The organism is Enterococcus sp. AZ048, assembly GCF_051715125.1.
In the GTDB taxonomy this organism is placed as follows: domain Bacteria; phylum Bacillota; class Bacilli; order Lactobacillales; family Enterococcaceae; genus Enterococcus_A; species Enterococcus_A gilvus.
The window spans coordinates 1,491,960-1,517,431 of record NZ_JBIOTD010000001.1; the positions used below are offsets into that span (position 1 = coordinate 1,491,960).

Sequence of the window (25,472 nt, forward strand, 5' to 3'; positions counted from 1 at the left end):
ACCTCGCTTAAACCAATTGCTCCTGTCTTGTCTTTTGAATGTACTGATCAATTTCATTTGCTGCAATTTTCCCAGCGCCCATTGCTAAAATGACTGTTGCTGCACCCGTTACGATATCTCCTCCAGCAAACACTCCTGGTATCGACGTTGCACAGGTTTCTTCATCTGCATCAATGTACCCCCATTTATTCAGAGCCAACTCAGGGAATGTATCTAATAGCACTTTGTTGGCCCCTTGCCCGATTGCTTCGATCGCTGTGTCTGCTTCGATAATAAATTCGCTGCCTGGAATCACGATTGGTCGACGACGACCTGAATCATCCGGTTCCCCTAATTCCATTTGAACACATTTAACTGATTTTAGGCGGCCGGCACCATCGTCCATATATTCGATTGGATTCGTCAACCAGTGATACTCGATGCCCTCTTCTACCGAATGGTGATACTCTTCTTCTCGGGCAGGCAATTCTTCTAATGACCGACGATAAACGATCGATACCTTTTCAGCACCCAAACGCTTAGCAGAACGTGCTGCATCCATCGCAACATTCCCGCCGCCGATAACAACGACATTTTTTGATTTTTGAATAGGTGTATCGTATTTAGGAAACTCATACCCGTGCATCAAATTGACACGCGTTAAATATTCACTGGAAGAATAGACCCCATTTAATGAAGTCCCTTTGATTCCTTGGAATCTTGGTGCACCCGCGCCTACAGAAAGATAGCAGGCATCAAAATCACTGATGATCTCATCCATCGTGATCGTTTTTCCGACGACCACGTTCGTTTCGATTTTCACGCCTTGTGCGACGATCCGATCGATCTCTTTTTTAACGATGCGCTTTGGCAGACGGAATTCTGGAATCCCGTAGGTCAATACGCCGCCTGGCGCATGCAGCGCTTCGTAAACAGTGACATCATAGCCTGATTTCGCCAAATCTCCTGCGACAGTAAGTCCAGAAGGACCGGCACCAATAACTGCCACACGGCCTTTTTCTCCTGAAGCTTCCTTTGCTTCAAATGGCTGTTCCAACGCCCAGTCTGCAACAAGACGTTCGAGCTTTCCGATGGCAACCGGTTCGAATTTCTTCGATCGTCCCAATCGACAAACCATCTCACATTGTTTCTCCTGTGGGCACACTCGTCCACAGATGGCTGGCAGATTGCTGTATTTGCTTAAAATTTCATAAGCTAATGGCATCTCGCCATCCTCAATTGCTTTGATAAATCCAGGAATATCGATCATAACTGGACAGTTTTCGATACACGGCGCATTTTTGCATTGAAGGCAGCGGCTTGCTTCCAACTGTCCTTCTTCTAGCGTGTAGCCTAAAGCGACCTCATCAAAGTTATGATTGCGAACCTCCGGCGCTTGTTCCTTCATAGGAGTTTTCGTATAACTGCGTTTAGCCATTTGAACTCACCTGCTTTTCGTATCTTTCGTTGGCCAGTACTTCCTCTGGTCGATATTGCTGCATTCGATTGACAAATTCGTTCCAATCGACTTCTTCGCCTAAGAATTCTGGTCCATCCACGCAAGCAAATTTGATAGAATCGTCAACAGTCACTCGGCAGCCGCCGCACATGCCTGTTCCGTCGATCATGATAGGATTCAATGAGACGTAGATTGGCACGTCATACTTTTGTGCAGTCAGAGTACAAAACTTCATCATGATACTCGGTCCGATAGCCCAAGCCATCGAGATCGTTTCACGCTGAAAGACCTCTTCCATTGCTTGTGTGACCAATCCTTTTTGGCCGACAGAACCATCGTCTGTCATCAATATCAGCTCATCCGAATACTCAGCACACTCTTCTTTTAAGATCAATAACTCTTTGTTTTTTGCACCAAGAACGGTAATTACACGGTTTCCGGCTTCTTTCAATCCCTTAACGATCGGGAACAAAGCAGCTATCCCAACACCGCCTCCAACGAGGAGAACGGTACCATAATTTTCAATGTCTGTTGCTTTTCCAAGAGGACCAACGATATCTGACAACCCTTCTCCAGCCATGACGGTGGCCAGTTGCGCGGTCGACTTTCCGATTACTTGAAAAATTAAGCGTACCCAACCCGCTTCTTTATCTGTATCGACGACTGTCAACGGAATCCGCTCACCCTGTTCGTCGATTCGCAAGATCACAAACTGCCCTGGCTGTGCCTTGCTGGCAATTCGCGGCGCTTCTACTAAAATTTCATACTCCGTTGGCGCCAGTTCCTTGCGTTCCAATACTTTAAACAAAATCTCACTCCATTCCTCCAAGGTAATCCTTATTCCGCTGCTTCTACCAAAGTTTTCACAAATGCTTTCAATACTTCTTCATCCTCATCATCTGCTTCATTTTCGATTTTCACAGTTTCCGCTGCTTTTTTAGCGCCTGTTTTGGCAAAAGCTTCATCAAATGCGATCGCTGCATGGCAGAAATAGTCTGGATATAACTCGCTATCGCCACTTCCTACGACACCGTAGATTTTTCCTGATAGATCTTCCTCAGGTAATTCTTCATGCAAGTCTTCCAAATCGAAAGGCAATTCCCCATCTCCATCAGTATAAGTAGCTAGGACACAGATATCCGCATCTTCATAAAAATCTGCTTCTGCCTCATCCGCATCCACGCGTTCAACGTCGATCCCGATTTCTTCAAAAGCATCCTCCAGAATTTCAGAGATTCCTTCTGTGTTTCCTGTGTTTGTTGCATAAACGATCTTTGCTAATGTCATTTTGTTCATCCTTTCTTTTATGGTTTTATACATTTTTGTTGCATATATAAAGCCAGCGACGCTGACTATTATCGATTGAGAAAAATTACACGCAGCATTTTAAAAATAGTAAAATGAGTACACGGTTAAAGGTGTTTATTTTTATTATGAAGCGCTTAACAAGCTTATTTTTAGGTATTCAACACCTTTGTTTAATCATACCTCAAAAATGTGAATTATTAAACATTGCTGAGAAATTTTTATCCTAATTTTTTTGAACAAGTCGGTAATAGTTGTTTTTCTAACTTTGTTTTTCCATCTCAACTAATTTGTCGCTTTTAATCGATTTTCTGGAATTTTATTTCGCAAACGCAAAAAAAGCCATCGAATACGCGATTATCCGATGGTTTCTTTTCAATAATAAAACTATTTTTTTATTTTTTCTGTTGTTTTTAAGATAAATAGCTGAAAGTTGATCTCCTTATCGGCTTGACCCGTCTTCACTTCATAATCATTTTCGACTAATTCATCATACATTGAGACAAGTAGATTGAGTGGAAATTTCGCAACCTGCTGCATCGCTAATTTCACTCGATATGGATGGACTCCTAATGTTTCCGCGATATTGGCCTGCTGATAGCCAATTTTCTGCAAGACTTTGGTTTGTAGCAGCAGACGAATCTGACCAATCAAAATCGCGGTCAATTTAATCGTTTCTTCCCCTTGCAAATGCAGCTCTTCATATGTTTGATAAGCTTTTGCCGTGTCGCCTTTTAAAATTTGTTCCGTCAGTTCAAAGATGTTGTGCTCTAAGGTTTTTGGAACCAAATCTTGGACTAATTGAAGGGTGATTGTCCCTCCATCACCCGCAAGTAACAATAATTTTTCAATTTCATTCATTGCTTTTGAAAGATCAAAATCTGTTAATCGTAAAAATAAGTCAAATGCTTCTTTTGATATTTTTACATTTTCATTGCTGATATAGCGCTGCAAAAAATTACGCAATTCTCGCTCTTGAAGCGGAGCGGCATCGATGATCTCGGTTTTCTTTAATGCCTTTGTGATTTTTTTGCGGGCATCCAGCTTGGGATAATTCGCCCAAAAAACGACGATCGAGGTGTCTAACGGTCGCTTGAGGTACTCCACCGAACCATCCGTGTCCTGCTCTGGCGTGTTACTTTTCTTTTCTCCAGTTAAAAAGTAAGGATTCTCAACAAAAATGAGCCGGTAATCACCAAAAAAGGGCATCGTTTCTGCCTCGTCGATGACTGCGCCTAGACCGCTTTCCTCCATATCAAAAGACATGAAATTCAATTCTTCGAGGTCATCTTTTTTCATCCGGTCAATAAATGCTTGCCGGATTTCTTGAATCAGATAATCTTCTGTTCCTGTCACTAGATAAACCGGTTTTAGCGGTGCAGTTCTAATCTGTTGAAGGGCTTCTTGTGTATTCATGTCATACTCCTAATTCAGTAGTAATTAAAGTTGAATTTCTATAGTATATCACTAATCCTCATGGGGAATGGTATACGTAGGGTCTTTGCCAAAATCACCTGACACATTGACTCTTCATGCTACCACGATTACTCAGGAAAATCTATTAAGACTTTGATTTTTCCCTTTTTTGATAGTGCAGACCATTGATAATAAACCATTCCTTGGTGATCTGTTCGATAAGTCCTGGTCTGATATTTTTTTAATTTATCCAATGTTTCCACCGTGGGATGGCCGTATCGGTTTCTTCTCCCGACAGAAATAATCCCATATTTAGGTTGCAGTTGCTTTAACAGAGCTTCTCCAGTCGAGGTGTTGCTTCCATGATGCCCTATTTTTAAAAAATCGGTTGTTAATTTCGGATAATAGGCACCCATTTTTTCTTCCCCTGTTGTTTCCAAATCGCCCGTCAATAAAAAGCGTTGCTTGTTTACCACAAAATAGGCCACTACCGAGTCATCATTTTTTCCTTGGCTTGTTTCGGGAGAGAGTATTTGAAGCTTCAAGTGATTGCCAACCGTATCCCCTCTTTTTATTAAATGGATGGCTGTGTCATTGATAGGCTGAAGAATCTTTTTTAGTTCCATTTGTGACCCCTTGGCTAGATAGAGATTTTTTACTGTTATCTCATTTAATAGATGACCTAACTCCCCCATATGATCCGCATCATTATGAGTAATCACTACATGGTCGATCGAGCGGCATCCCACAGACTTTAAAAAAGGCACTAAATTGTAATCAGAGGGATTCTTCAGTTGTCGCGTCTGCCACTTCTTTCGTTTAAAATGCAATCGTCCACCCGTATCAATCAAAAATGTTTCTTGCTTAAAGGGCAGTTTGATGAAGATACTGTCTCCTTGTCCAACATCGACAAACGCCACTAGGCCATTCACAGAAAAAGCAGTCGTTGCTAAAAGGAATAGGGACACGCAAACGAGCCAATAAATCGGCTGCTGATAGGCCAAGCGGTCGATCAGGAAAAGAACACATAGGATGAGGCACAGCAACGTTAAAAAGCTTGGGTGACCAATGACTATATTGGGAAAGGCGACAAGGGCCAACCCTTTTTCCAAGAGGCTAAACAGTCCGTCAAACAATGGTGCAGGCAGTGATAAAACAGGAATGAAGCAACCAAAAAATAATACCACCGAACCTGGTAAAATCAGCCATTCGAATAATGGAAACAACAACAATGTGAGTAGCCCTCCAACAACGGTCCACTCGCTAAAGCTATAGATCAGCAAAGGCAATGCCAGTGCTGAAAACATGAACATTTGTTGCCAGTTTTTAAAAGACAGATCATTAAGAAAGAGGAGCATCAAAGCAAAATAAATACTTAATTGAGCACCCACTGACCAAAAAACCAAGGGGAAGCAAAAGACTAAGATATAAAGCATGAGGCTCCATTGATCCAGCTTAGATAATGATCGCTCAAACGTGAGACAACCAAACGCAAGTAAGAAACTGATAACCGCTCGGATGGTACTATAGCTGCCGCCTGTTAAAAATACTAGAAGCAATCCCACCAAAGTAAGTACCCACAAGCGTGTTCCTCTTATCAGCCCCAGACGTTTAAGCAGCAAGTGAATACCCCCGAGGTAAAATTGAATATGCAAACCAGACAGTGTAAACAAGTGCAGCAATCCGGTTGTCTTGTAGGCAGCGGTGTATTCCGTGAACTGCTCATCCTTATACCCCAGCACTAACGCCTTTACATAACTGCTTAGACGTTTGGAGTAGCGCTGATCGACTTTCCAGATCAATTTCTGGCGCACAAGGCTTAATGACACTTTATTCTGTCTATAGGGCTTCATAGACTCAACTTGGATTTTTTGATTAAATCCCAAACTTTTATACTGTTTTCTTTCATCAAACCCGTTCAGGTTTCGCGGGCCTTCAAACGAAGCAGTTTCTCCACTGATCACGGCCGTATCCGGCACGTTTCTTTTCGTCCAAAGAGCTTTTTCTGCTGGCGTTTTCAGCACATAATAAAGTAAGTATTTTTTCTTTTTCATCTTTCCTGTAAACTTTAAAAAATCGCCATCAACTTTTATTGAATCGGGTTGTATTTCGATCGTTTGATTCGTGAATTCTTTTGGTGATGATTGATTTTGGTTTACATAATAATACGTTCGTAAACCAAGAAAAAAACTGCACAAAAAGACCAGCAGTATCAGCCGATGATTTTTCATGCAGAGAATCCGTAAAAACAAAACGATAAGAATTACTAGAAGCCATAAATTCATTTGATAGATCAGACTTCCTGATAATACAGCAACCAAGATCGGTAAAATTAAGTAGTTGCGAACAGCAGCTATCCTTCAGGCAATGTGGCAGCATCTTCTCCTAATTGTAGTTTAGTGAAGTATTTACTTTCGAGATGTACTTGATGCATGCTAGCACCTACTTGCTTGATCAACTCGATCGCATACGGATCATTGTGATAATCCTTCAAATAATGGATCTTTTTGATCCCTGCTTGCAGCAATGCTTTTGTACAGGCGAGACACGGAAAATGAGTGACATAGACCTCCGCTTGATCTGTTGCGATCCCTAGCTTTGCGCATTGCAGCAGCGCATTCATCTCCGCGTGAATCGTCCGAAGACAGTGACCATCGACCACATAGCAGCCTTCATCCATACAATGAACATCTCCGCTGACTGAGCCATTGTACCCTCCAGCGATGATTCGCTTATCCCGCACGATCGTTGCTCCTACTTCTAAACGTGTACAGGTACTTCTTAATGATAATAAAACGGCTTGCGCCATAAAATATTGATCCCAAGGGATTCTTTCAGTCATCCATTATTCGTCCTCTCTTTTGATCTTTCTTATATTGTAATCGAGTCCTTTAAATTTTCAAGCGTCTTTTCACCAATTCCTGATACTTTCGTCAAGTCTTCGATCGCGCGAAAACTGCCATTTTCTTCACGATACTTGATAATATCTGCTGCTTTTTTCTCTCCGATCCCGCTCAATTGCTGCAATTCGGTTGCATCTGCTGTGTTGATATTGACTTTTGCTGTTTCTGCTTCAGCAGTTCCTGAGCCCCCTTCTGAAGGTTCTTCTTGAATAGTTGGGATTTCTTCTCCAACTTTAGGAACATAAATTATTTCCTGATCCATTACTAGTTTTGAAAAGTTTAGTTGGTTTTGATCTGCCTCTTCCATAAACCCGCCGGCCAAATCGATCACATCCATCAAACGCATGCCTTCCTTAATACGATACATTCCTGCTTTTTTTACTGCGCCTTTTACGTCAACATACCATTCTTGATCTTTGGATTCACTCGTGTCTAGCGACGCACTGCTTTCTGTAGAAAACAATGCTGGGTCTGAGATTTCATTGTCAGGTTCTCTTGTAAGAAAGAAAAAAACGATCGGAAGCAGTACGAGAGGCAGAGCAAACAAAATAGGATACTTTTTCAAATAATCTTTCATAACACCCTCCTTTTCGTTTAACATACGCAACAAAAAAGAGAAATAGCATGGCTGCTTCTCTTTTTTTCTATGAAATACAAAAAACGTGCCCGATTTTTCAATCGGACACGTTCAGCTTTTTTTATTTCATCGTCTCTAAATAATCCAAGGCGTCTTTTACTGTTTTTACAGGAACAATTTTCATTTCTGTGTCTATTTTTTTAGCCGCAGCTTTTGCTTCTTGATAGTTTGATTTGATTCCTGGCTGTGCTTCTTTCATTTCCTTCGTGATCTCATCGTCTGGAGCGAAGAAAACCTTATTCTTATCTGCGGCTGCACTGGCGACTTTTTTATCGATCCCGCCAATCCGGCCAACTTCGCCATTGGCGTTTATAGTCCCGGTTCCGGCAATTTTTTCGCCATGACGCAGGTCTTTATCGATCAATTGTTCGTAAATTTCTAATGTGAACATCAAGCCTGCGGAAGGACCGCCAATGTCACCTGCATCGACTTTCACTTTTTCCTGTGAATCGATCTCTGTGTGGTCCGTCAGTGTAATACCGATCCCCGGCTTCTTGTCAGTCGGAAGCTTGATCAATTTCTCTGTCGCTTCCTTGGTCTCGCCATTATGGACATAGGTCACTTTCATTTCTTGACCTACTTTTTGAGATTTGACATATTTCATGAAGTCTTCACTGCTGGTAAAAGTTTTGCCGTCCGCTTTGGTTACGGTATCGCCAACATTTATTTTTCCAGCGAAGTTTGAATTTTTTTCTACACCTAGCACATATACACCTTTGTATTCCATCTTATAAGGCTTGTTCGCAAGTTTCAATGCCTGCTCGATCGCAAAGTTTTGCGATGTCTCCATATTGAACTTTTGAATCTGCATGTATTCATCATCACTGGCACCGCCAGTCAATTCATCTGCAGAAATAATTTCATTAAAGGGTTCCATTTTTGATCGTAACGCCGTAAATACTGTTGCTCGACGAATTCCAACAGAGGTTAGACTGAAGGAGCCTTTATGCTCGTCCTTCTTATCATTGACCGTGATCAATTCCTTTAAGTTGATGGTCTCGCCGGGCTGTTCAATATAGTAAGGGATCGGCACAATTATACAGGCGACGACTATTAAGGCTAAAAAAATAAGCAGTAATCGTTTGACAAGTTTATTATTTTTCACTATTCTCACGCTTCTCTTCCAATGCCCGATAGACTGCTTCAGGCAAGTATTCTTTTATATCTCCATTGAACGTCCAGACTTCCTTCAAAATCGATGAACTAATGTGGCTGTATTTCGGATCTGCTAGTAAAAAGACTGATTCCAAGCCCTGGTCTAAGTGATGATTCATCAAGGCGATCTCTTTTTCATATTCATAATCCTTCACGCTTCGGATTCCCCGTAGCAAAAAGGTTGCGCCGAGCTTTTCGGCCACGTTGACGGTCAATTCATTTTCTTGACCCACCACCCGAACATTCGACAAGTGTTTTACAGACTCCTCCACAATAGCTAATTTTTCTTCAGAGGTAAAGTAACTTTTCTTATTTGTATTTACGAAAACGCCGATGATCAATTCATCAAACAATTTCGCGCCCCGTTCAATTGTATCTAAATGCCCCATCGTTAATGGATCAAAACTTCCGGGAAAAAGCGCAATGCGTGTCATCTTAATCCTCCCAATCATAAATCGTTATGGCGGTGATACCATAATCTTGACGTTTACGTTCTTTTAATGTCCCTATTTTTTCAGGTAAAATTACTTCTTTATCTGTTTCACAGACAACTGTCGCACGAGACGTTAACAAGTCATTATGCAGCAGCATTTCGATCTGTTTGACGATCTCTTGTTTCGCATAGGGCGGGTCCAACAGAACCAAATCAAATTGCAGTCCGTTATCTGTTAACTGCTGGATTGCTTGATTGGCAGGCATCTTCATAAGTTGAAAAGCCGCTTCCTTTTTAGTCATGGCGACATTTTCCCGAATGATTTCCATCGCTCGATAGTTTTTTTCCACTAAAACAGCCTGGTCCATTCCCCGCGAAACTGCTTCTATGCCTAACGATCCGCTGCCAGAAAACAAATCTAGTGCGTTCCCTCCATCAAAGTACGGGCCGATCATATTGAAGATCGCTCCCTTTACCTTATCGGTTGTCGGTCTCGTATTGCTTCCCGTTAATGTTTTTAATTTTCTACCTCCGAATTCGCCTGCGACTACCCGCATGAGTGCATGCCCCTCTCTAAATGCTTCCAGTTTTGCGAATGATAAACGATCATTGCTAGCAAAAAAGGAGATTTATATCGTTATTATCAAAGAAAAAGATGAAAAATGTTTGAATAAATCAGACATTTTTCACCTTAATTAAACGGTTTCCGCTAAACGAATCTTCGTATTGGCCTCAAGAACATCCAATTCTTCCTCGTCTTTCACCTGATAAGCGGCTTTTGTTCCAATGCGATCCGCAAAATTCATTTCAATATCTGGTCGGTATGAACGTTCTACTTGGCGCACAAAATGAAGTCCTTGAAGTTTTTCTTCAGTTTCATCTGCGGCCTCTTCGTTCACATATAAGACGACGTATTTCATTTTTCTAGAAACGAAATGAACCAATCCAAAGCGTTTCAACGTTTTCAATTGTTTTAACGAATAGACCCAAACGATCATTCCTCGTCTATGTTGCATTACAAATTCTGTATTATCCATGACAATTCCCCTTACAACTATGATTCCCTGTTTCAAAAAAGGGATTTCCAGCATCAACTTTGATATCTGAAGAAATGGTATTTGCCAATCGTTGCCCGATATCATCCAATAATCGTTGAAAATCTGTCTCTGCTACACGAAAAGCGGCCACCTTTTCATTTAAATCAAGCGCACGCTTGCTCTTGCGGACACTCCGCTGTTGCTGACGGTAATCTGGCGCGTATTCGCCATATGCAGCGATTCGCTCAAACTTTTCTTTTTCAGCTTGAAAATTTCTTTTCAGTTTAGCCACGTCATCACAAGCATTCATCTGTGCTTTCGCCTGCAGATAGTTTTTATAGCATTGACTCGCTAATATCGCTTGAACCAAGATCTGGTTCTGATCTTCCAACTGAAAGAAAGCATCATTAATAATCAAGTTAGTCACTATCCTTTGTTTTTTCAGGTTCTTGTAACAAGACTAGCACACTTTCTTGATTGATTGCAACGCCGAGCTCTGATTTAGGCCCATCAAAAAGCTCGTTCAAATGATCGCGACTGATCCAATTAAATAAATTAAACAAAGGGTCTACCATAGGAAAATAGAAGAAGCCTTCCTGATAATCGATCTTCTCAGATTTAGCCAGATCTTTGAACTCTGTGTCAGATAATTCAAAAGATAAATTACTCAAGTGAGCCCCTTGATCCGTCTGCCATTCTTCTAAACGCTCATTTGACAGAACTCTTTTAGGCGTCGTTAAAAAACTTTTTAATAGCTTTTCGCCATTCTCTGAGCTTTTCATCGACGTGGAAAGAACGGGCAATTTTTGCAAGCTTCTGTAGCGATTAATCGCTTCAATCATTCTAGTCTGCTTTTGCTGATTCAATAAATTCCAATCGAGATTGCTTTCTTGGACACGATTTGCCAACGGATTGCCGCTGTTGATCTGATAAGGCATCAGCCGCAGCAGGTTTTCCATGTCCAAATAAACAGTACCGATCAATTTTTCACTGTCACCATTAAAAAAGAGCATTGCGAAGGTCCCGTTATCGAATGCGACTAATGGACGAAAACGCATGTCATTCTCGCTCAATTCAATTGCTACCGGTTCTTCATCATAAGCCAAAGCAAAATCCGCGGATAAATTAATTTGATCGGAGAGCTGCTTGCTTGTCATCCCAAATTTGAATGGCTTTGCTTCAGTATTTTTCTTCGCCATTACTTTGATGGTACTGACTTTGCCGGATTCAACATTCACTTCTAATAATCCCTGTTCCAATGCATAATCCCGCGTTTGAAAGAAAAATCCGCTCTCCTCGATCTTAGTCGGTTGACCAAACTTCTCTTCAAAGGATTCGATGGGCTGGGAAATATAAGTCGCATACCCTTCCGCCTTGATTGTTTGATGCTTTAACGCCTTGTGGCGAACCGTTTGATCTTTATGCTCAATAGGGATATTTTTTTGCGCAGGTGGAAAGAGAACCGGCTGTAAATAGTAACCAACCAAAACCAAAAACAAGATACTAAAAAATCCGATCACTCTTTTCACACGGCAACGCTCCTACAACTACTATTTTTCTTTCACTTCAATCAATAAATCACCAGAAGAAATGCTTTCTCCTTCTTCAACATATAAATGAGCGACTTCTCCTGCAAATCGAGCATCAATCGATGTTTCCATCTTCATCGCTTCAGTGATCAGCAATGGTTGCCCCTTTTCAACATGGTCGCCTTTTTTAACTAATACCTTCAAAACAGAGCCCGTCATTGTCGCGCCGATTTGCTCGCGATTTGTTGGTTCTACTTTGCGTTTTGTTTGCACGGCACTCTTGATCGATGCGTCTTTTACGACGATTTCACGACGTTGACCATTTAAGTTGAAGAACAGGGTACGATTTCCTTCGACATCTGCTTCGCCAATTTCATCTAAACGAATAATCAATGTCTTCCCTTTTTCAATCTGAACATTGATCGTTTCACCAAGACGCATACCTGAGAAGAAGGTCGGCGTATCAAGCAATGTTACATCTGCGAATTGTCCATACGATTTTTGATAATCCAAGAATACCTGCGGATACATCAAATAGCTTAAGACATCTGTTTTGCTCGGTTCAAAGCCGATCAATTCTTGCAGCTCTTGTTTTACTTTTTCAAAATTCACTGGTTCCGCAAACTTACCTGGACGCTCCTGCATCGCTGGACGACCCTGTAAAATAATCTGTTGCAGTTTTTCAGGGAATCCGCCAACAGGCTGCCCTAATTCGCCTTGGAAAAAGCTGATTACGGAGTCTGGATAACTTAACTCATCTCCACGGTCATAGATATCTTGTTCTGTTAAATCATTTTGAACCATGAACAATGCCATATCACCAACAACTTTAGAAGATGGGGTTACTTTAACAATGTCGCCAAACATCAAATTGACCGTTTGATACATTTCTTTGATTTCATCCCATTTGTCGCCTAAGCCAACCGCTTTTGCTTGTTGCTGCAGATTCGAATATTGTCCACCAGGCATCTCATGATCGTAAACTTCCGTCTGCGCAGCCATGATGCCATTCTCAAAGCTGGCATAGTATGGTCGTACATCTTCCCAATAGTGATTGATCTGACGCACATTTTTTAAATTCAGTTCAGGTGTACGATCGCCATATTGCAATGCGTAGTATAAGCTGCTCATACTTGGCTGACTAGTTGCACCACTCATGGCACTTGTTGCCACGTCCACAATATCTGCTCCCGCTTTTACAGCAGCAGATAAAGTAATGATCCCATTTCCTGCCGTGTCATGGGTGTGTAAATGAATAGGCAGATCTGTCGCCTCTTTTAGTTCACTGATCAATTGGAATGCGGCTTGCGGTTTTAATAAACCAGCCATATCCTTGATCGCAATGATGTGTGCTCCGATAGCTTCCAATTCTTTCGCCATCTCTTTATAGTATTGTACATTGTATTTTGTACGATCTGGGTCCAAAATATCGCCGGTATAGCAAATCGTTCCTTCAGCGATTTTCCCTGCATCACGTACGTATTGAATGCTTTTCTCCATTTGTGGAATCCAGTTTAAACTGTCAAAAATTCTGAAAACATCGATCCCGTAATGCGCCGCTTCTTTTATAAACTCTTCCAGTACATTATCTGGATAATTAGAATAGCCTACTGCATTTGAGCCGCGGAACAACATTTGTAACAATGTGTTCGGCATTGCTTTACGCAATAATTTCAATCGTTTCCAAGGGTCCTCGGTTAAGAAACGATAGGCCACGTCAAAGGTTGCACCGCCCCACATCTCACTTGAGAATAGTTCTGGTATTCCTTCTCCCGTTGCTTGAGCAACATTTAATAAATCATGGGTTCTCACTCGTGTAGCCAGTAAGCTTTGATGCGCATCTCGGAAGGTCGTATCTGTCAATAAGACAGAATCATGCGCCTTCACCCATTTTGAGACTGCGTCAGGGCCTTCGTTGTCCAAAACATTTTTAGCAGTAAGAAGTTCACGTTTTTCAATCTTTGGTGCACGTGGTGTTTCAAAATAACGTTTTTCTTGCTTTTCGATGCCTGGGAAGCCGTTTACCGTGATTTCAGAAATGTATCGCATCGTTTTATTTCCACGATCGCGGACACGAGGGAATTCAAATAACTCAGGCGTATTATCAATAAACGTCGTCTTTGCATTTCCACTTTGGAAGACAGGGTGGCTGATCACGTTGTGCATAAACGGAATGTTGGTCTTAACGCCGCGAATACGAAACTCGATCAAACAACGCTGCATTTTTTCGATGGCTTGATCAAAATTCAATGCATGGGTACACACTTTTACCAGCAATGAGTCAAAGTAAGGCGTTACCGTCGCTCCTGCATAAGCATTTCCGACGTCTAAACGCACACCAAAACCACCCGGTGAACGGTACGTATCGATTTTCCCTGTATCAGGCATAAAGCCATTCAATGGGTCTTCCGTTGTGACACGACATTGGATCGCGGCACCAGACATTTGGACATCCTTTTGTTCTGGCAAGCCGATTTCTTTATGCAAATCTTTGCCTTGAGCGATCAAAAGCTGTGACGTAACAATATCAACACCCGTAATCAATTCAGTGATCGTGTGTTCTACTTGGACCCGCGGATTGACTTCGATAAAGTAGAAGTTATCCCCTTCCACTAAGAACTCCACTGTTCCGGCATTCACATAGCCCACGTGTTTCATCAATTGAACCGCTGCTTGACAAATTCTTTCCCGTTGTTCGTCGTTTAAAGAAATACATGGAGCGACTTCTACAACTTTTTGATGACGACGTTGAACAGAACAATCGCGCTCAAATAAGTGCAGAACATTTCCATGAGTATCTCCTAAAATTTGGACCTCGATATGCTTAGGATTGGCAACATATTTTTCGACATAAATTTCGTCATTTCCGAAAGCGGCCTTGGCTTCACTTTTCGCACGATCATACCCTTCACGTGCTTCTTTTTCATCATGAGCAACCCGCATTCCACGACCCCCGCCGCCTAACGCTGCTTTGATCATGATCGGATAGCCATGTGATTCTGCAAATTCCAGTACACCTTCGATCGTGTCTACTGGACCATCTGAACCAGGAATTGACGGAATCCCCGCTTCCAATGCTGCTGCTTTCGCTTTGATTTTATCGCCGAAAATATCTAGATGGTGCAAATCAGGACCGACAAAGATCAATCCTTCTTCGCGACAACGCTTCGCAAAGCCTAAATTCTCTGAAAGAAACCCATAACCTGGATGAATGGCATCCACGTTCGCCTCTTTCGCCACACGAATAATGTCCTCAATATCCAGGTATGCGTCGATCGGTTTCTTTCCCTTGCCGACCAAATAAGCTTCGTCTGACTTGAAACGGTGTACGGAGTATTGATCCTCCTCTGCAAAAATCGCTACCGTTTTAATGTTTAACTCACTACACGCACGGAACACCCGCGTTGCAATTTCACCTCTATTTGCTACCAATACCTTTTTCATGCACTTCACTCCTGACTTTTTAAGTATTCATACTCGATTGCAAGTTTCGTTCGCTTCTCATCCGCACTGATATTCAATGCAAAGGCGACACTTACTGACAACACAAGTAAGCTATTTCCTCCTTGACTCAGAAATGGGAATGTGATCCCTGTCAATGGAATAATTCCTAAAATACCACCAAGATTAATAAAAACTTGTAATAACAACAGGCTTCCAATTCCGATACATATCAATGAATTGAAAGGTTTTTTCGAACGAATCCCAACTAAGAAGATTCGCGCGATCATAAAAATCAATACTGCTAATATAATTAAAGCGCCGATCAAACCAACTTCCTCTATTACGATAGAGAAAATAAAGTCGGTATGAGCTTCACTTAAAAATCCTTTTTTTTCGATACTGTTTCCTAATCCCCGGCCAAACCAACCGCCATTGAACATGGCGTAATAGCCGTTGACCATTTGATGGCCTTGATCCAATTCATATTTGAAGGGGTTTTTAAAACTTTCAAACCGGCTAGTAATGTATTGCAGCCTTTCAGGCAAAATCGCCTCACCGAAATGAGTCATAAATTCAATTGCTAAGAAACTACCTGCTATACCTGTCCCGCCGATGATCAAACTATACAACCAATTAACCCCGCTTGCTAACAACAAAATGACAGCTAATAAGGTAATGATCGCAGCGTTCCCCATATCCGGTTGGATCGCAACCAGAAAGATCATGGCGAAAACCAGCATTAAGGGGCGCTTCATGTCATTCACGAAATTGTCTTGGATGGTTTCTTGACGCTTCGATAAAATATAAGACAAATACCAGACGACCATTATTTTCAAATATTCGGCTGGCTGCATTGTAAAGGAACCAATTCGAATCCAGCCCTTGGCCCCATTGATCTCATCACCGATGAACATGACGACAATGAGCAGAATAAAAATGAGGTATGTAGCAAAAATGATCAATTGCTGACTCTTCAATACATCTGTCTTCATCTTATACATCAAACTAATCACGATCAAACTTAAAACCCAAAAGATTCCCTGGTTCATCACCAGACTTGTTGGGCTTATATCATTCGTAATTAATAGATAAGATGTTGAACTATAAACAAAGATCAAACCAATCACGGTCAAAATCAAATAAGGAATCAAAATACTATAATCTAAAAAATGACGTTTTTTTATCTTCGTTGGCAAGGGTTAAGCCTCCCAGCCGGCATCCGTCAAATCTTGACGAGTTTCGTACAATTCCGTATATAAACGATTCAACTCAGCTTCTAGATCGCTAAGCATTTGCTGTCCTTCTCCGCGCTTCAAGATACCTACCTTTTCAGCAAAGAATACTTGACGTGAGAAGCCATACATTTGTGTATCAACGACTTCCTCAAAAGCTTTACATTGAGAGATACACAGACTATTTGTTTGATTACGAATCAACAATTTAATCCTGTCAGCATCTTCTTGCAACACTTTAACGGCAAAATCAGAAGAAATATTTTCCATTTTGCTTCCCTCCTATCTTGATTCCAACATTATAACATAGAAAAATTTCAAAAAGTGAAAAAATACGTGAGACTAAGCTTTTTCTAAACACTTCGTTCGGGTTTTGACTTTTACACAGCTGATCGAATATTACATAAAGATTACAAACCAAAAACTTTAGATAAAAACGCAGAAAATCAATCCTTTTGAACAGTTGCGCCGTGAAACAAATAGGAAATATGAAACATAACGTTTTTCTATAATTTACTCATCGATCCCTGACGCGCCTCTTCATTAAAAATGTGAGCATCCTTTTTCATCGCTCCTTATCTAGCCCTTTATGGACCACTTATCTCCACTCACGACAAATAGCCCGCTGATTTAAGCGAGCTATTATTTTCTATAAAAATATTTTGTATAAGAACAGTTCAATTTACCAACGTTGGATTTAGATTTGTTTAACCATTCAAATTCGTTATTCCCGACTTCTTATACGTTCAATCAGTCGGTGACGCCGCTTATGGCTGGTTATTTTTAATGGCTTGGGCGGACTTTCTCCTGCTGTTCGTTTCGGCGGGCTGGCCGAAACTGGCCTTGGTTCTATGCTCTCTTTTGGTTTTGCGCTCGCATTCTCGATCAAGGGGATCGGTGGAGCAGTATTAGCTGCTCTTGACACCGAGTGTAATCTAGCCGGCGTTGTCTCATCGTCAATGAGAAGCTCCTTTAATATCCTGTTCTCAGGCAAGCAAGACACAGCGATCCGATAATTGTCCTTATCCGACAGCGCTACTGGGTCAATCCCTTTTGGCAATCCAATTTTTTGAATCAAGGTTTCTGGATTCGGCCGTTCTTCGATAATCGTCAAATCCTCTGGCAACTTGATTGCTGCCAACGCCTTTGAAGCGGCACTTGACGTGTCCTCTTTTTTCACTTCGATTGTTGAAACGGCAAGCAGTTTGGCAGGTGTCGTTTCATCATCGAGGTAAATATCTTTTAACGTCGCATTTTTTGGCAAACAGGACGCAACCACACGATAATTTTGCTGTTCTGACAACTCCGTTGGATCGAATCCGCTAGGCAGTTGGATCAACTGGATCAGTGTCTCAGCATTCGGTCGTTCTTCTATGATCGTTAACTCCTCTGGCAGTTTGAGGATATCTAAGATGTCGAAGGACGCATCCAGCGAGTACCCCATCGCAGACGCCATTTCTGTGATTTGCGTATATAAGTCTTTTTCTTCCTTTTTGGGTTTATCCTTCTGATGGTCCTTAAAAAGAACCGTCTTTTTAACTTCTACCATTTTTGCTTCCAGAACTTCTTTATATAGGCCAACGCCGTCTTTTTCAAAAATATCCAGCTTGGTTAATTTTTTCAGTGCTGCTTTTACTTTTTCCGCTGGCTTGGTTGGATCAAAGCCCTTCATGCGGAAATGATGCTTTTTCCCATTGCTTTTCATAAATTTAGCATCCAATAAGATCGTTGTGCTTGTATCCATCTCACTCTCCCCTTTCCACCCATTCATTGTTCTTTTTGGTTCAGTCAATCATGACTCCGCAACTCCTAGAATATATTCCCCGGACGTTTGCGAGACGAATTCCTCAGCTGTTTCCTCGTTATAAGTCAATACTGGAAATAATTTCGTTACTAATGATTGCCAGTCTTTTTCGCTAAAGTATTCTGTAAAATAATGATAAAAACGACGCATCGCTTTCGTCGTACGTCTATGCAAAAAAATACGAGACACAACGCTTCTCAGCATATGAGAAAAATTATCTGCTTCACTCGTTAGTTCATCTCTGACTTGCAGCGCGATCAGCATCTCGATGGCAGCCTTTTCATTTTTAGTTTCATAATAATAAGTGCGCAGGCGTTTCTCTAGGGTCCCACGTTTTAAAGTAAATAGTTTTTGTCTAGTTAATCCGTATTCTTCCATCGCTCATGGTTCCTCCTTTTGATAAGAATTCTTATCAGATATCTACACGAAAAAATTACTGCTATTCTTTCGGAAAGTCCAATCCGAATTGTTCATAAAAAATAAATTATAATAAGCAAATAGTTTAATAATCGCCGAATCATCCTGCTTACTCCTTGTAAAAATAACTTAAAAACATCAGATAATAATTTTTAACAAAGAAGAACAACCAGACAATTCCTTCTATCAACGATCGCTCATGCAACAAAAAAAGACCTCACTATCATCAGTGAGGTCTGGAAGTACAAATTATTCTGCTGCAACTTTACGTTTTTTCGCTGCTTTTTCACGTTCAGATTTGTTTAGGATCTGTTTACGCAAACGAATAGATTCGGGTGTCACTTCACAATATTCATCATCGTTCAAGAATTCTAGAGATTCTTCTAAAGTCAGAATACGTGGTTTTTTGATTACAGACGTTTGGTCTTTATTGGCTGAACGAACGTTTGTCATTTGTTTTGCCTTCGTGATATTTACACCTAAGTCTTTATCACGGCTGTTTTCACCAACGATCATGCCTTCGTATACTTCAGTAGTTGGTTCAACAAAGACAGTTCCACGTTCTTCTACACTCATGATTGAGTACATGGTAGCCTTACCAGTATCAACAGAAACTAACGCGCCGTTACGACGTCCGCCGATCACGCCTTGGATCATTGGCAAGTATTGGTCAAATGTATGGTTCATGATGCCGTATCCGCGAGTCATTGATAAGAATTCAGTAGTGAATCCGATCAAGCCGCGGGCAGGAGCTAAGAAGACCAAACGAACTTGTCCGTTACCAGAATGGATCATGTCTTGCATTTCTGCTTTACGTTGACCTAAAGCTTCGATCACGCTGCCCATGTATTCTTCTGGAGTGTCGATTTGTACTCGTTCAAACGGTTCACATTTAACGCCATCAACCATTCGTTCAATAACTTCTGGACGTGATACTTGCAATTCATAGCCTTCACGACGCATGTTTTCGATCAAGATCGACAAATGCAATTCGCCACGACCAGAAACAGTCCACGCATCAGGAGACTCTGTATTTTCAACACGTAAAGAAACGTCTGTGTGCAATTCTGACATCAAGCGTTCTTCAATTTTGCGTGAAGTCACATATTTACCTTCGCGACCAGCAAACGGTGAATTGTTTACAAGGAATGTCATTTGCAATGTTGGTTCATCGATGTGCAAGATTGGTAATGCGTCTTGGTGGTCGATAGGTGTTACTGTTTCCCCAACAAAGATGTCTTCCATCCCAGAAACAGCGATCAAATCGCCGGCTTTTGCTTCTTGAACTTCCAAACGTTGCAAGCCGAAGAAACCAAAGATCTTCGTTACACGGAAGTTTTTAATCGAACCGTCAAGCTTCATAACAGAAACTTGGTCGCCGACTTTCATTTTTCCACGGAAGATACGGCCGATACCGATACGTCCAACATAGTCATTGTAATCTAGTAATGATACTTGGAATTGCAGCGGTTCGTCACTGTTATCAACGGGAGCTGGAATCTTTTCAACGATCGTATCAAAAACAGGAGCCATTGTTTCTTGTTGTTCCGCAGGGTCATCCGATAAACTAGATGTTCCATTGATTGCTGAAGCATAGATCACTGGGAAATCCAATTGATCATCATCTGCTCCTAATTCGATAAATAATTCTAATACTTCATCTACCACTTCTTCTGGACGTGCAGAAGGTTTGTCGATTTTATTTACAACAACGATTGGTGTTAAATGTTGTTCTAAGGCTTTTTTCAATACGAAACGCGTTTGCGGCATCGTACCTTCATAGGCATCTACAACAAGCAATACGCCATCAACCATCTTCATGATACGCTCTACTTCACCACCGAAGTCAGCATGCCCTGGAGTGTCCATGATGTTGATTTTGTAATCCTTATAGTTTACTGCGGTATTTTTCGCTAAGATCGTGATACCACGTTCTTTTTCTAATGCATTTGAATCCATTGCCCGTTCTTGTAGGTTTACATGACTATCAAGGGTATCGGATTGTTTTAACATTTCATCTACTAATGTTGTTTTACCATGGTCGACGTGGGCAATAATAGCCACGTTGCGGATATCTTCTCTGTAATTCAATTTTAATTGCTCCTTTTCTTGTAACGCGAGACTCACTCGATTGACAATTATAACAGAAAATCCCTAAGAGTGTTAGTAAAACATTTTCATTTTTTCAGAAAAAGTTTTTTCTTAAGGATTTTACTGGTCAAAGGCTTGAATCTCCGCCATTGCTGCCTGTGTCGCACCAATGAAAAATTCTCTTCCTTGATAAGTCAGCGGCTGCCTATTCGCCCCATAGCTGACCATTCCTAATTGATCCATCATAATCGTTCCGGCAGCATAATCCCACGGACTGAGCATACTGATATACCCAATTTGAGTCCCCTTCAAAATAGCGATAAAATCTAATCCCGCACAGCCTAAAACACGGATGCCCATGGATTCAAGCCCGATCTCCTGTGCATGAAACGCATTTTTTCGGTAAAGAGCCGCATTCATTCCGATCAGCCCTGCTCTTAAAGAGGTGTTCTCAGGCGCGTCGATTTCCTTCTTATTAAAGAAGACCTTGCCGACTTTTGGGCCACCCCAAAAAAGCTCATCCCGCATCACGTCATAAATAAAACCAAGCTGGCCAGCGCCTTCTTCATAAACAGCGATCATAATGCAGAAATTTTCCTGCTGCATCACAAAATTCAATGTCCCGTCGATCGGATCAATCACAAAGACGCGCCCTTTGTCGATCGGTGTCTGATCCTGCCCGTTTTCCTCGCCCAATATCAGCGCCTCTGGATCATATTCGTTGATTTTTTTGACGATGAAATCCTGTACCTCTTTATCTACGTTCGTTACTAAATCGGTGCGACCGTTTTTCTGATCGACCTTCAAGGCATCGCCCAATCCTGTCCTGATTTTACTCGCTGCTTCATAAATCCATTGAATGATCTCATTCTCCATCTTCATCTCTCCTTAAAAATCGATCTCGCTGTACTTATAGCGCTTTTGTCCCGCCAGAAGCAATGATACACTGACTACATTTTAAACCGCTTAGACGGCGTTTCTTTGGCCTTCTTGACTGTATGATAGATCGAATACGTACTCACTTCTTGAAATTCTCGCCCTAATCGCTTTTCCTCGCCAATACTTTTAACCACTGTTTTAAATTTTTTGTAGCCATTTAGAAATCGTTCTTTGTCTATTCCATTCTCATTAGCTTCTTCGACTAAATTGAAAAAATTTATCACGGTTGTAATTTCATCGTGTGACCAGTCTTCATCGATTGGATAACTATAATTTGCCACTTTCCCACGCTCCATTCAAAAACAGTTTAACATAAAATGATTCTTACCCGCTTTTTTGGATTCACAAACACGTTTCTTTAGTCGGAAAATGTCGTAAACGATACCTTGTCTCCCTCTTATTTTCCTGCTTTTTAGCATTAAATGACTTTTAGATTTCTTATAGCCTGTGTGAAGTTTACTCAAAAAAAAACCAAAATCCCTTTTAGAGGATTTTGGCTTTTAAAAACATCGTTTTAAATATGGATCGGCATCCCTAAAGCTAGCTCAGAGGCATCCATCACAATTTCACCTAATGATGGGTGCGGATGGATCGTCAATGCGATGTCTTCCGCGTTCATTCCTGATTCGATGGCCAACGCCAACTCAGAAACCATATCACTAGCACCAACACCGGCAATTTGCCCACCAATGATCACATTGTCTTCGACTGTTGTAACCAAACGGATAAAGCCTTCTGTTTTGCCTAATGACAAGGCACGACCGTTACCAGAGAATGGGAATTTGAATGCTTTCGCTTCCAGACCCGCTTCCTTCGCATCTTTGATCGTCATACCTACTGTAGCTAATTCTGGATCAGTAAAGGCAACAGCCGGCATTGCTTTGTAATCAACCGCTACTTTTTTACCAGAAATCGCCTCAGCGGCAATTTTCGCTTCATAGCTAGCTTTATGGGCCAACGCTGCGCCAGGAACGATATCGCCAATAGCATAGATACTAGGGATATTCGTACGTCCTTGTTTGTCTACAGTGATCAATCCGCGTTCCGTCATTTCAACACCGGCTTGTTCCAAGCCCATGTCATTCGTGTTTGGACGACGTCCGACAGTGACCATCACGTAGTCTGCATCGATCGTTTCTTCTTTCCCGTCTACTTCATAGCGTACTGTAACACTGTCGCCGTTATCTACAGCTTCACGTGCCATTGCAGAAGTCACGACCTTGATACCTTTTTGTTTGAAATCTTTTTCGACAAGCTGAACCATGTCTTTTTCATAGGTTGGCAGGATTTGCGGCGTTCCTTCAAGGATCGTCACTTCCGCACCAAGGTTCGCATATGCGCCGCCTAATTCCGCACCGATGACCCCTCCGCCAATAATAACCATTTTTTCTGGTACAGCTTCTAAAGCCAAACCGCCGGTAGAGTCCAACACACGTCCGCCAAATTTGAAGCCTGGGATCTCGATTGGACGAGAACCTGTTGCGACAATGGCGTTGTTAAATGAATACGTTTGTGCTGAATCTGGATGAATCACCCGTAATGTTTGATCATCAACAAAGAACGCTTCACCTTCGATGATCTCCACTTTGTGTTTCTTCAGTAAAAATTTTACGCCTGTCGTTAATTTATTAACGACTTCGTTTTCTTTCCAATCTTGCGTTTTAGCAAAATCTAACTTCACGTTTTCGCTTGTCACGCCGAACATTGTCGAGTCAAGTGAATCGTGGTAATGGTGTCCAGCAGAAATCAAGGCTTTTGAGGGTACACAGCCGACGTTCAAACAAACGCCACCAATATATTCCCGTTCAATGATCGCTACTTTTTGTCCCATTTCTGCGGCGCGGATAGCGGCTACGTAGCCGCCAGGTCCTGCACCGATTACAACTGTATCTAATTCAATGGCGAAATCTCCAACTACCATGATTTTATCATCCTTCCATTAATAATAATTCTGGGTCAGCTAATAAACGTTTGATATTGTTCATCGCTTTTTGCGCTGTCGCCCCATCAACGATGCGATGGTCGAAGCTTAATGAAAGTTTCATCACACGGCCAACCGCTAATTCGCCTTCGTCATTGACGATTGGTTGTTGCGCAATCGTACCAACGCCAAGGATCGCCACTTCAGGGTAGTTGATGACTGGTGTGAACCAGCCGCCGCCCACTGAACCGATATTTGAGATCGTAATAGTCCCATTACGCATATCGTCTCCTGATAATTTACCATCATGTGCCAAGGCCGCTTTTTCGTTGATTTCATCAGCGATCTTGAACATGCCTTTAGTGTCAGCATTTTTCACATTTGGTACATATAATCCATGATCGGTGTCCGTTGCAATACCGATATTGTAGTAATTTTTATAAACGATCTCTTGTGCTGCATCATCGATCGATGCGTTTAATACTGGGTATTTCTTCACAGTCGCAGTCAACGCTTTAACGACGTAAGGCAAGAAGGTTAATTTTGTGCCATTGTCCAAAGCCACTTGTTTGAATTTCTTACGGTGATCCCAAAGCTTAGACACTTCTACTTCATCATGCAACGTTACATGAGGAGCTGTATGCTTGCTGTTGACCATTGCTTTGGCAATAGCTTTACGTGTTGGTGTCAATTTCTCGCGAGTTTCCATTTCGCCCATAGTTGAACTAAATGCTTGCGCAGGTTTTTCTGCTTTCGCTGAAGCACCTGAAGTTGACGTCGTTGTTTCTGTTGGTTTTTCTTCTGCTTTTGCTGGTGCAGCTTGCCCGCCGCCAGAAACGAACGTGTTGATGTCTTCTTTTGTCACACGTCCACCTTTACCAGTAGCTGTTACTTGAGAGATATCAACGTCCTTTTCACGAGCATATTGACGAACAGATGGCATAGCCAACACACGTTTGTCAGGGTTGCTTGCTTCAACGACGGAAGAATCATTGTTTGCTTCTGCTTTTGGCGCTTCTGCAGGTGCAGAGCTTTCGCTTGAAGAAGCACTGGCATCATTGTGTCCAGGTGCATCGATTTCGACCAATACATCGCCAACATTAGCGACTGTACCTTCGTCTACGATGACTTTTTTGATTGTTCCAGTTACTGGAGAAGGGATTTCTTCTACTGATTTATCGTTTTGTACTTCTAGCAATGTATCGTCTTCTTCTATCGTATCGCCGGCTTTAACAAACCACTTAACGATCTCACCTTCTGCAATTCCTTCACCGATATCTGGTAATTTGAATTGGAAAACGCCGCCGCCATTGTCAGAACTATTGCTTTCGCTTGATCCGCTTTCCACAGTTGGTTCTGCTGCTGGTGCTTCTGGTGTTTGAGATTCTGCTGCGACGCCTGCGTCACCTTCATTGTCTTCGTGTCCCGGCGCATCGATTTCGACTAATACGTCACCGACGTTCGCTACTGTTCCTTCGTCTACAATAATTTTTTTAACCGTTCCAGTTACTGGAGAGGGAATTTCTTCCACTGATTTATCGTTTTGTACTTCTAATAATGTATCATCTTCATTAATTGTGTCGCCAGCTTGGACGAACCATTTGACGATTTCGCCTTCAGCGATGCCTTCACCGATGTCAGGCAATTTAAATTGGTAAGCCATGTTTTTCGCTCCTTATTTCTATTTGCCAGCATTTAAGCTAGCTTGCTAGTAATGAATTTTCCTTATATAAAATTCAATAGTCTCATATGCATGCCCGTTTACGAATCT

General features: G+C 41.7%; 23 protein-coding genes. All 23 read right to left on the reverse strand.

From position 1 onward, the window contains the following. Positions 1–7 precede the first annotated feature (7 nt). On the reverse strand, positions 8–1,417 hold the full coding sequence (gene gltA / locus IGI66_RS07330) for an NADPH-dependent glutamate synthase (protein WP_438848283.1): 1,410 nt from the start codon (positions 1,415–1,417) through the stop codon (positions 8–10). Continuing rightward, positions 1,410–2,246 (reverse strand): sulfide/dihydroorotate dehydrogenase-like FAD/NAD-binding protein, encoded by an 837-nt coding sequence (locus IGI66_RS07335; RefSeq protein ID WP_438848285.1) that lies wholly within the window; start codon positions 2,244–2,246, stop codon positions 1,410–1,412. Before IGI66_RS07335 ends, gltA begins: the two co-directional genes overlap by 8 nt. A 29-nt stretch (positions 2,247–2,275) precedes the next feature. After that, positions 2,276–2,725 carry a flavodoxin gene (locus tag IGI66_RS07340; RefSeq protein ID WP_010780713.1) on the reverse strand — a complete coding sequence of 150 codons (450 nt, stop codon included), beginning with the start codon at positions 2,723–2,725 and terminating at the stop codon, positions 2,276–2,278. Positions 2,726–3,130: 405 nt separating this feature from the next. After that, positions 3,131–4,159 (reverse strand): DNA polymerase III subunit delta, encoded by a 1,029-nt coding sequence (holA, locus tag IGI66_RS07345; RefSeq protein WP_438848287.1) that lies wholly within the window; start codon positions 4,157–4,159, stop codon positions 3,131–3,133. Between the two features lie 128 nt (positions 4,160–4,287). Continuing rightward, positions 4,288–6,444: a DNA internalization-related competence protein ComEC/Rec2 gene (locus IGI66_RS07350; protein WP_438848288.1), complete on the reverse strand. Its 2,157-nt coding sequence runs from the start codon at positions 6,442–6,444 to the stop codon at positions 4,288–4,290. A 68-nt stretch (positions 6,445–6,512) separates the two neighbouring features. Beyond that, positions 6,513–7,001 (reverse strand): ComE operon protein 2, encoded by a 489-nt coding sequence (locus IGI66_RS07355; protein ID WP_010780710.1) that lies wholly within the window; start codon positions 6,999–7,001, stop codon positions 6,513–6,515. Between the two features lie 29 nt (positions 7,002–7,030). Further along, positions 7,031–7,639 carry a helix-hairpin-helix domain-containing protein gene (locus IGI66_RS07360; RefSeq protein WP_314580767.1) on the reverse strand — a complete coding sequence of 203 codons (609 nt, stop codon included), beginning with the start codon at positions 7,637–7,639 and terminating at the stop codon, positions 7,031–7,033. A 121-nt stretch (positions 7,640–7,760) separates the two neighbouring features. After that, the gene (locus tag IGI66_RS07365; protein ID WP_044926157.1) at positions 7,761–8,804 is read right to left on the reverse strand and encodes a SepM family pheromone-processing serine protease; all 1,044 of its coding nucleotides are present in this window, start codon (positions 8,802–8,804) and stop codon (positions 7,761–7,763) included. Further along, positions 8,794–9,288, reverse strand: coding sequence for a pantetheine-phosphate adenylyltransferase (gene coaD / locus IGI66_RS07370; RefSeq protein WP_010780707.1), 495 nt, complete (start codon positions 9,286–9,288; stop codon positions 8,794–8,796). Before coaD ends, IGI66_RS07365 begins: the two co-directional genes overlap by 11 nt. A 1-nt stretch (position 9,289) precedes the next feature. Next, complete coding sequence (rsmD, locus tag IGI66_RS07375) at positions 9,290–9,844, reverse strand: 16S rRNA (guanine(966)-N(2))-methyltransferase RsmD (RefSeq protein WP_316406697.1); 555 nt, start codon at positions 9,842–9,844, stop codon at positions 9,290–9,292. A 138-nt stretch (positions 9,845–9,982) separates the two neighbouring features. Then, positions 9,983–10,330 (reverse strand): YlbG family protein, encoded by a 348-nt coding sequence (locus IGI66_RS07380; protein WP_174293652.1) that lies wholly within the window; start codon positions 10,328–10,330, stop codon positions 9,983–9,985. Then, positions 10,317–10,742: a YlbF family regulator gene (locus tag IGI66_RS07385; RefSeq protein WP_010780704.1), complete on the reverse strand. Its 426-nt coding sequence runs from the start codon at positions 10,740–10,742 to the stop codon at positions 10,317–10,319. Before IGI66_RS07385 ends, IGI66_RS07380 begins: the two co-directional genes overlap by 14 nt. A 1-nt stretch (position 10,743) precedes the next feature. Further along, positions 10,744–11,853 (reverse strand): CAP-associated domain-containing protein, encoded by a 1,110-nt coding sequence (locus IGI66_RS07390; RefSeq protein ID WP_438848291.1) that lies wholly within the window; start codon positions 11,851–11,853, stop codon positions 10,744–10,746. Between the two features lie 21 nt (positions 11,854–11,874). After that, the gene (locus IGI66_RS07395; protein WP_316406699.1) at positions 11,875–15,297 is read right to left on the reverse strand and encodes a pyruvate carboxylase; all 3,423 of its coding nucleotides are present in this window, start codon (positions 15,295–15,297) and stop codon (positions 11,875–11,877) included. Positions 15,298–15,302: 5 nt separating this feature from the next. Continuing rightward, a complete protein-coding gene (locus IGI66_RS07400; RefSeq protein WP_086303753.1) occupies positions 15,303–16,493 on the reverse strand; it encodes an FtsW/RodA/SpoVE family cell cycle protein in 1,191 nt (396 codons plus the stop codon). Positions 16,494–16,496: 3 nt separating this feature from the next. Beyond that, a complete protein-coding gene (locus tag IGI66_RS07405; protein WP_010780700.1) occupies positions 16,497–16,799 on the reverse strand; it encodes a YlaN family protein in 303 nt (100 codons plus the stop codon). 454 nt (positions 16,800–17,253) lie between these two features. After that, a complete protein-coding gene (locus tag IGI66_RS07410; RefSeq protein WP_438848294.1) occupies positions 17,254–18,273 on the reverse strand; it encodes a DUF2922 family protein in 1,020 nt (339 codons plus the stop codon). A gap of 48 nt (positions 18,274–18,321) precedes the next feature. Continuing rightward, entirely contained in the window at positions 18,322–18,711 is a 390-nt protein-coding gene (locus IGI66_RS07415; protein ID WP_438848296.1) for a hypothetical protein, read from the reverse strand. A gap of 288 nt (positions 18,712–18,999) precedes the next feature. Then, positions 19,000–20,841, reverse strand: coding sequence for a translational GTPase TypA (gene typA, locus IGI66_RS07420; protein ID WP_010780697.1), 1,842 nt, complete (start codon positions 20,839–20,841; stop codon positions 19,000–19,002). A 120-nt stretch (positions 20,842–20,961) separates the two neighbouring features. Next, positions 20,962–21,717, reverse strand: coding sequence for an inositol monophosphatase family protein (locus IGI66_RS07425; protein WP_438848298.1), 756 nt, complete (start codon positions 21,715–21,717; stop codon positions 20,962–20,964). A gap of 74 nt (positions 21,718–21,791) precedes the next feature. Beyond that, positions 21,792–22,061 carry a UPF0223 family protein gene (locus tag IGI66_RS07430; RefSeq protein ID WP_288226287.1) on the reverse strand — a complete coding sequence of 90 codons (270 nt, stop codon included), beginning with the start codon at positions 22,059–22,061 and terminating at the stop codon, positions 21,792–21,794. A 233-nt stretch (positions 22,062–22,294) separates the two neighbouring features. Beyond that, entirely contained in the window at positions 22,295–23,701 is a 1,407-nt protein-coding gene (gene lpdA / locus IGI66_RS07435; protein ID WP_010780694.1) for a dihydrolipoyl dehydrogenase, read from the reverse strand. Between the two features lie 7 nt (positions 23,702–23,708). Further along, positions 23,709–25,364 carry a dihydrolipoyllysine-residue acetyltransferase gene (locus tag IGI66_RS07440; protein ID WP_438848301.1) on the reverse strand — a complete coding sequence of 552 codons (1,656 nt, stop codon included), beginning with the start codon at positions 25,362–25,364 and terminating at the stop codon, positions 23,709–23,711. Between the last annotated feature and the right edge of the window lie 108 nt (positions 25,365–25,472).